The following is a 6,616-nucleotide window of genomic DNA, read 5'->3' on the forward strand; positions in this document are numbered from 1 at the left end:
GCGCTGGGCTCGCTGCTGTCGGCGGCGGCCGTGGCGGCGGTGCGCCGTTCCCGGCACGGGCCGCGCGGAAGCCGGCCAGGGGCGCGGGGGGCGGCTACCCGGCCTGCTCCAGCACGGCGGTGACCACCCGTTCGCACAGCTCGTGGGTGCGCAGCGCGTCCTCGGCGTCCAGGTGCCGCCCGGCGCGCACGGCGTCGAGAAAGGCCGAGGCGGTCTGCTCGATGCCGCGCTGGCGGGCCACCGGCACCCAGTCCCCGCGCCGGCGGATGCTGGGCTGGCCCTTGTGGTCGACGATCTCGGCGAGGTTGAGCACCTGGCGCCTGGCGTCCCGCCCGGAGACCTCCAGGATCTCCTCCGCACTGCCGCTCATGCGGTTCATCGCCCCGATCGCGGTAAAGCCGTCGCCGGACATCTGGAGCACCACATGGTGCAGGAGCCCGTCCCTGACCCGGGCGCGGACGTCGATGTGCCCGGCCTGCCCGGGCAGCAGGAAGCGGAGGGTGTCGATGACGTGGATGAAGTCGTCGTAGACCACCTCGCGCGGATCGGCGGCCAGCCCGACGCGGTTCTTCTGCATCAGGATCAGATCGCGCGGGTGCTCCAGGCACTGGACGTAGCCGGGTGCGTGGCGGCGGTTGAAACCGACGGCGAGCGGGACGCGCCGCCGGCCGGCCAGGCGCACCAGGTACTCGGACTCGGCCAGGGTGTAGGCCAGCGGCTTGTCGACGTAGGTGGGCACCCCGGCCTCCAGCAGCCGGGCGACGATCGCGGGGTGCTCGGCCGTCGGCGCGTGGACGAAGGCCGCGTCGGGGCCGGCCGCGATCAGTCCGTCCAGATCCGTGTGCCGCTGCGGGCCGGGGATCCGGTGGGCCTCGGCCGTTCGCTCCAGGGTGGCGCCGGTGCGGGTGTGCAGATGGAGCTCCAGCCCCGGCCGGGCGGTGAGCACCGGCAGATACGCCTTCTGCGCGATGTCGCCGAGTCCGATCACTGCGACCTTCACGGGGACCCCCTTGGTTTCGCCGTAACTCCGGCGCCGTCCGGCGCTGTCCGGGGCGCTCGGGCACGGCCGTTCCGCCGCCGTCCCGCGTTCCCCCGGACCGGCAGCATACGCGGCTGTACGCGGGGCGGGCGGGGACGGTCACCTGTCGCACAGGGCGCGCTTGCCGCACCAGGCACAGGAAACACATGAGCCACTCGCATCACTCCTGCGGGGAGTTCCCAGCGGCCGCGCGGTGCAGCACAGTGGGCGGCGTGCGACATGTGAGGAGTGCCCTGCTCCTGGCCGGAGCCGCCCTGGCGGCCGTCTCGGGGTGCGTCACGGTGGCGGGCGGTCAGCGGCCGGAGGAGAGCGGGCCGCCTCCCCGGCCCAGCGGCCCCGCCCTGCCGCGGCGGGACACCGAACCACCGCGGGCCCCCGGCCCCCCACGGGAGGCCCTCACCAGGGTCGAGGACGGCCCGGAGAGCCCCGGCGCCTCCCCCCGGCCCCGCTCCAGTGCCTCATCCGCGTCCGCCCCGGCCCGCCGGCCCACCGCCCGTCCGGCGCCCCGACGGCCGGGGCGCACCCCCGGCAGCACCACCGGGCGGCCCGGCCCGGACGTGTGCGGGCTCGGGGAGGCGTACGGCGGCTGGGCCGCGGACGGCGAACCGGCCCGGACCTGCCGCCAGGTCTACGGCGACTGATCCGGCGGCCCTCCGGCAACCGCCAGTCGCCGCGCCAGACTTCCGATGGCGGCCCTGATGCCCGCCCCGTACGCGTCCTCGGGCAACTCCTCGGCCCTCGCACGGGCCCGGGCCAGTTCGCGCCGGGCGGCGGTGCGGTCACCGAGCCCGGCGTGGCCGGCGGCCAGGCTCAGATGGAGCGAGGGAAGCAGGGCCCGCACGGCCACCCGGTCCCCGGCCCGGGTCTCCGCGACGGCCAGGGCGCGCCGGTCCCACTCGATCCCGGCCACGGCATCGTCCTGGGCGCCGGCCAGATAGTGGGCGATGGCGCAGCGGTGGAACGGGTCGCCGTCCTCGCCCGTCTCCTCCCACAGGCGCGCCAGCCGGTTGCGCGCCTCCTCCCGGTCCCCGCCGCGGTGCAGGATGACCGCCTGGCCGATCCTGGTCGGCAGCGGCTCGCCCGCCGCGCTCCCCTCCTCCCCCGCCGCCCCCGTCTCCTGCCGATGCTCCGCCACGGGCTCTCCTGTGCGGTGGTGCCGGTACCGGTGACGCGGAAGCACTTCCCGCGCCGTCCTCCGACGCTAACCGCCAAGGGCCGCCGCGGCCCTCAGGCGCTCTCACCGGTGCCCCGTCCGTACCTGCTCGCCAGAACTTCCACCTCCCGCGCCACCGCCGCGCGCAGCCCGGCCGGGCCGAGCACCTCCGCCTCCGCGCCGAGCCGGAGCAGGTCGCTCACCGCCACGGGGGTGCTCTCCACGGGGAGGAGCACCCGCGCCCAGCCGTCGCCGTCCGGCCCGTCCGCCTCACGGGCCGCCCTCGCGCCCACCGCGCCGAACAGGATGGGCAGCAGCCCCAGGCCGCGCGGGGAGAGCCGCAGCAGCGCCTCGTCCCGCAGTCGGCCGGTCTCCAGGCGCCCCTTGGTCTCGGCCCAGTACGCCGCCAGGCCGAAGCCGGCGGGCCGTTCGAAGCGCTCGCCCGGCCCGTCGAGGGCGAGGACGCGCGAGACCCGGTAGGTTCGCACCTCCTCGCCCGGCCGGGCTCCACCGCCGTCTTCCGGGCCGGGAGCGGACCGGGCGACGAGGTACCAGATGCCGCCTTTGAGGACGAGCCCGAGCGGATGCAGCTCACGACGCACCTCGCCCTTCCAGCGGCGGTAGCGCACACCCACCGTCCGCTGCTCCCAGACGGCCTCGGCCGCGCGCGCCAGGTGCGGTACGGGGTCGGCGTCCCGGAACCAGGCCGGGGCGTCGAGGTGGAAGCGCTCGGAGACGCGCCGGGTGCGCTCGGCGAGCTGCGCGGGGAGCGCGGCGCGCAGCTTGAGCTGGGCGGTCGCCAGTTCGGCTCCCAGCCCCAGTTCGGCCGCGGCGCCCGGCATCCCGGCGAGCCACAGGGAGTCGGCCTCCTCGCCGGTGAGGCCGGTCAGCCGGGTGCGGTAGCCCTCCATCAGGCGGTAGCCGCCCTCAGGTCCCCGCCCGGCGGTCAGCGGCACGCCGGAGGCGACGAGCGCCTCGGCGTCGCGGTAGACAGTGCGGACCGAGACCTCCAGCTCGGCGGCGAGTTCCGGTGCGGTCATCCGGCCCCGGTTCTGGAGCAGCAGGAGCATCTGCAGGAGGCGGTCGGCACGCATGGCGACAGTCTGCCGCCTGTACCTGACAGGAGGTGTCAGGTACGGGCGGGACAGTGGTGGCGGCCGGCGCGGGAAGGGCCCGCGGCGCCCCCTGTGAGGAGTTCCATGACCACGCACACCACCGGCAGCTTCACCTTCGCCGACTGGCAGGAGACGGTCGTCGCGGAGACCGGCGGCGGTGACATCACGGGGAGCGGCCCGAAGCTGGCCTCCGCCGTCGTCACCAACCACTTCACCGGCGGCATCGAGGCCACCGGGACCTCGTGCGCGTACACCATCGTCTACACCGCGGGAGAGCCCGGCACCGCCGGGAGCTTCACCGGCCACGAGCTGCTCTCCGGCGCCCTCGACGGGCGCGTGGGCTCCTTCGTGCTCGCCGAGCACGGCACCTTCGACGAGAAGGGCGCCGTGCGCTGCGTCTTCGAGGTGGTGCCCGGCTCGGCCACCGGTGAGCTGGCCGGGCTGCGGGGGACGGGCGGCTTCACCGCCGTGCACGGCGAGCCGTCCGTCGCCTACGCCTTCGACTACGAGCTGGGCTGAGCCGGTCCAGGAGCGGGCCGGCCCGCCTCCGGGCAGACGCTCAGGAGCCGAGACCGGGGAGGCACCAGTCGATCGGCGTGTGCCCCCGCGCCGCGATCGCCTCGTCGATCCGGCTGAAGGGGCGCGACCCGAAGAACTTCTTCGCCGACAGCGGCGAGGGGTGCGCGCCCTGGACCACCGTGTGCCGGTCGGTGTCGATCAGCGGCAGCTTCTTCTTCGCGTAGTTGCCCCACAGCACGAAGACGGCCGGGTCGGGGCGGGCGCCCACGGCGCGGATCACCGCGTCCGTGAACTTCTCCCAGCCCTTGCCCTTGTGGGAGTTGGCCTCCCCGGCCCGGACCGTCAGCACCGCGTTGAGCAGGAGCACACCCTGCTTCGCCCACGGCATCAGATAGCCGTTGTCCGGGACGGGGCAGCCCAGGTCCGCCCGCAGTTCCTTGTAGATGTTGCGCAAAGACGGCGGGGTCCGCACCCCGGGCCGTACCGAGAACGCCAGCCCGTGGCCCTGCCCCTCGCCATGGTACGGGTCCTGCCCGAGGACGAGGACCTTGACCTGCTCGTACGGAGTGGCCTCCAGTGCCGCGAAGACCTCTTCCCGGGGCGGGTAGACCGGCCCGCGTGCCCGCTCGTCCTCGACGAACTCGGTTAGCTCCCTGAAGTAGGGCTTCTCCAGCTCGTCGCCGAGGACCTTCTGCCAGGACTCGGGCAGCATGGCGTTCACGTGGGACAGACCTCCGGTGTCGGTTCCGCGCGCCCGGACCGGGCGCGTGCCCCCAGAACGTACCGGTGACCGCTGACAGTCATGCCGCGCGGGCGGGCGGTCAGCGGCGAGCGGCCGCCGGTGACCGCCCGCCCGCGCGGGTCACCAGCTCTTCTTGCGGTCGAGTTCCCACAGCCGCATGATCGTCGAGGAGTCGATGCTCCACTCCACGCCGGCGATGTCCTTGTGCGCGGCGATGTAGAGCTTTCCCTGCCACAGGGGCAGCAGGCGGGCGTCCTCGGCCAGGATCTTCTGCGCCTGGGTGAAGGCTGCGCCGGCCGCGCCCCGGTCGCTCTCCTTGCGGGATCTGGGCAGCAGCGTGCCGGTCAGGACGTCGTGCTCGTACGGGGTGCCCAGGGCGTTCTCCTCGCCGACGAACGGCGAGATGTAGTTGTCCGCGTCCGGGAAGTCGGGGAACCAGCCGCGGCCGAACACCGGGTACCGCCCCTCGGTGATGCCCTCCTGGAAGTCGCGCCACTCGCGGCCCTCCAAGGTGACCTCGAACAGTCCGGAGGCCTCCAGTTGCCGCTCGATCTCGGCGAACTCCTCGGCGGTCGTCGCACCGTAGCGGTCGGTGGTGTACCAGAGGGTCAGCTTCACCTTCCCGTCGATCCCGGCCTGGCCCAGCATGCCGCGGGCCTTCTCCACGCTGGGCTCGCCGTACTCCTCGTGGAAGGCGCTGGTATGGCCGGTGATCCCGCCGGGGACCATGGAGTACAGCGGGGCGGCGGTGCGCTTGTAGACGTTGCGGACCAGGGCCTTGCGGTCGATGATCTGGGCGATCGCCCTGCGGACGGCCGGCTCGGCGACCGAGTCGTGCTGCGGGTTGAACACCAGGTAGCGGATCTCGGTGCCGTAGACCTCGTTGAGCTTGATGTCCGGGTGATCGCTGCGGTTCTTCCCGAAGTCGTCGATCTGTTCGGGGGTCAGGCCGCGGTAGATGAGGTCGACCTCGCCGCTCTTGAGGTGCTCGACCATCTTGACCGAGTCCTTGAAGTAGCGGACGGTCACGGCGTCGTTCTTGACCTCCGCGGAGCCCTTGTAGGTCTGGTTCCTGACCAGCTCGGCCCGCTCGTCCTCCTCGTAGCCGTCGAGCAGGTAGGGCCCGGAGCCACTGGTCTTGTCCGTCTCCAGCAGCCGGTCGGCCGGGTATGCGGCGGGGTCGACGATGGACGCGGCGGGGGTGGCCAGGACCAGCGGGAAGGTCGCGTCCGGTCGCTTGAGGTGGAATATGATCGTCCGCTCGCCGGAGGTCTCGATGCGGTCGACGCTCTGCAGCAACTGGGCGGGACCGGTGGGCGCCTTGATCCTCAGGGTGCGCTCGATGGAGTACTTGACCGCCTCCGCGTCCAGCTCGTTGCCGTTGGAGAACGTCAGGTCCTTCTTCAGGACGCACCGGTAGACGCTGCTGACGGCGTCGGTGAAACCGCAGCGCTGGGCGGCGTCGGCCTCCGGGGTGCCGCTGGAGCTCGGGAAGTGCAGCAGGGTCTGGTAGATGTTCCGGTACAGCTCCCACGAACCGTCCCAGGCGCCGGCCGGGTCGAGGACGCTCGGCGTGCTCGTGGTGCCGACCACGATGGCCTCCTCGTTCTCGTCCTCACCGAGCAGCGAGCCGCATCCAGCGAGCAGGGCCACTGTCACCAGCACGACTGCGCCCTTCAGAGGCTTGTTCTGGCTGAACACTTGCACGCTCCTCGGTCGGCTATGCCACTAGATGCCACTGGATGCCACTACTGCCTGGCTTGCTGTGGGGGATCCACCGGCTGACGGGACGGAGCGCGCGCCACTGTGCGGAGCGCGCGCCACCACACGTACGGCAGGGTCTCAACGGGCCTGTCGTGCCGAGGACGTGGCAGACCCTACCGCAGCATATGACGGGGCTGACAGGCTTCTGGACCGGGCAAGATCAGGACTTTGTCCGCGGCGGACCGGGCGGTCGCACAGAGTACGGGAGCCGTTTCAGGACGCGCACCGGGGGGGGGGGGGGGGGGGGGGGGGGGGGGGGGGGGGGGGGGGGGGGGGGGGGGGGG

Annotated in this window: 7 protein-coding genes; 2 read left to right on the plus strand and 5 right to left on the minus strand. The window is 73.3% G+C overall.

What is annotated here, in order from left to right; translation table 11 throughout:
* Positions 1 to 94: 94 nt before the first annotated feature.
* Positions 95 to 1,000 carry a Gfo/Idh/MocA family protein gene (locus tag LJ221_RS18485; protein WP_241717847.1) on the minus strand — a complete coding sequence of 302 codons (906 nt, stop codon included), beginning with the start codon at positions 998 to 1,000 and terminating at the stop codon, positions 95 to 97.
* A gap of 251 nt (positions 1,001 to 1,251) precedes the next feature.
* On the opposite strand from LJ221_RS18485, the gene LJ221_RS18490 reads away from it, so the two are divergent.
* On the plus strand, positions 1,252 to 1,680 hold the full coding sequence (locus LJ221_RS18490) for a hypothetical protein (RefSeq protein ID WP_241717848.1): 429 nt from the start codon (positions 1,252 to 1,254) through the stop codon (positions 1,678 to 1,680).
* Here the strand turns inward: LJ221_RS18490 and LJ221_RS18495 are convergent.
* Together LJ221_RS18495 and LJ221_RS18500 are read right to left on the minus strand one after the other, a co-directional pair.
* The gene (locus tag LJ221_RS18495) at positions 1,668 to 2,174 is read right to left on the minus strand and encodes a hypothetical protein (protein ID WP_241717849.1); all 507 of its coding nucleotides are present in this window, start codon (positions 2,172 to 2,174) and stop codon (positions 1,668 to 1,670) included. The two genes, LJ221_RS18490 and LJ221_RS18495, sit on opposite strands and share 13 nt — an antisense overlap.
* A 92-nt stretch (positions 2,175 to 2,266) precedes the next feature.
* Positions 2,267 to 3,286 (minus strand): YafY family protein, encoded by a 1,020-nt coding sequence (locus tag LJ221_RS18500; protein ID WP_241717850.1) that lies wholly within the window; start codon positions 3,284 to 3,286, stop codon positions 2,267 to 2,269.
* A gap of 105 nt (positions 3,287 to 3,391) precedes the next feature.
* On the opposite strand from LJ221_RS18500, the gene LJ221_RS18505 reads away from it, so the two are divergent.
* Positions 3,392 to 3,826 (plus strand): DUF3224 domain-containing protein, encoded by a 435-nt coding sequence (locus tag LJ221_RS18505; RefSeq protein ID WP_241717851.1) that lies wholly within the window; start codon positions 3,392 to 3,394, stop codon positions 3,824 to 3,826.
* A gap of 40 nt (positions 3,827 to 3,866) precedes the next feature.
* Here LJ221_RS18505 and LJ221_RS18510 read toward each other — a convergent pair whose 3' ends face one another.
* Positions 3,867 to 4,538 (minus strand): uracil-DNA glycosylase, encoded by a 672-nt coding sequence (locus LJ221_RS18510; RefSeq protein ID WP_241717859.1) that lies wholly within the window; start codon positions 4,536 to 4,538, stop codon positions 3,867 to 3,869.
* Between the two features lie 150 nt (positions 4,539 to 4,688).
* Entirely contained in the window at positions 4,689 to 6,269 is a 1,581-nt protein-coding gene (locus LJ221_RS18515; RefSeq protein ID WP_241717852.1) for an ABC transporter substrate-binding protein, read from the minus strand.
* Positions 6,270 to 6,616 lie beyond the last annotated feature (347 nt).

Origin of the sequence: Streptomyces sp. CNQ085 (assembly GCF_022614595.1) — a bacterium.
Classification (GTDB): Bacteria; Actinomycetota; Actinomycetes; order Streptomycetales; family Streptomycetaceae; genus Streptomyces.

Coding starts and splice junctions, on each gene's coding strand:
- LJ221_RS18505 (WP_241717851.1), top strand. CDS start 3,392: ATGACCACGCACACCACCGGCAGCTTCACCTTCGCCGACTGGCAGGAG.
- LJ221_RS18500 (WP_241717850.1), bottom strand. CDS start 3,286: ATGCGTGCCGACCGCCTCCTGCAGATGCTCCTGCTGCTCCAGAACCGG.
- LJ221_RS18510 (WP_241717859.1), bottom strand. CDS start 4,538: ATGCTGCCCGAGTCCTGGCAGAAGGTCCTCGGCGACGAGCTGGAGAAG.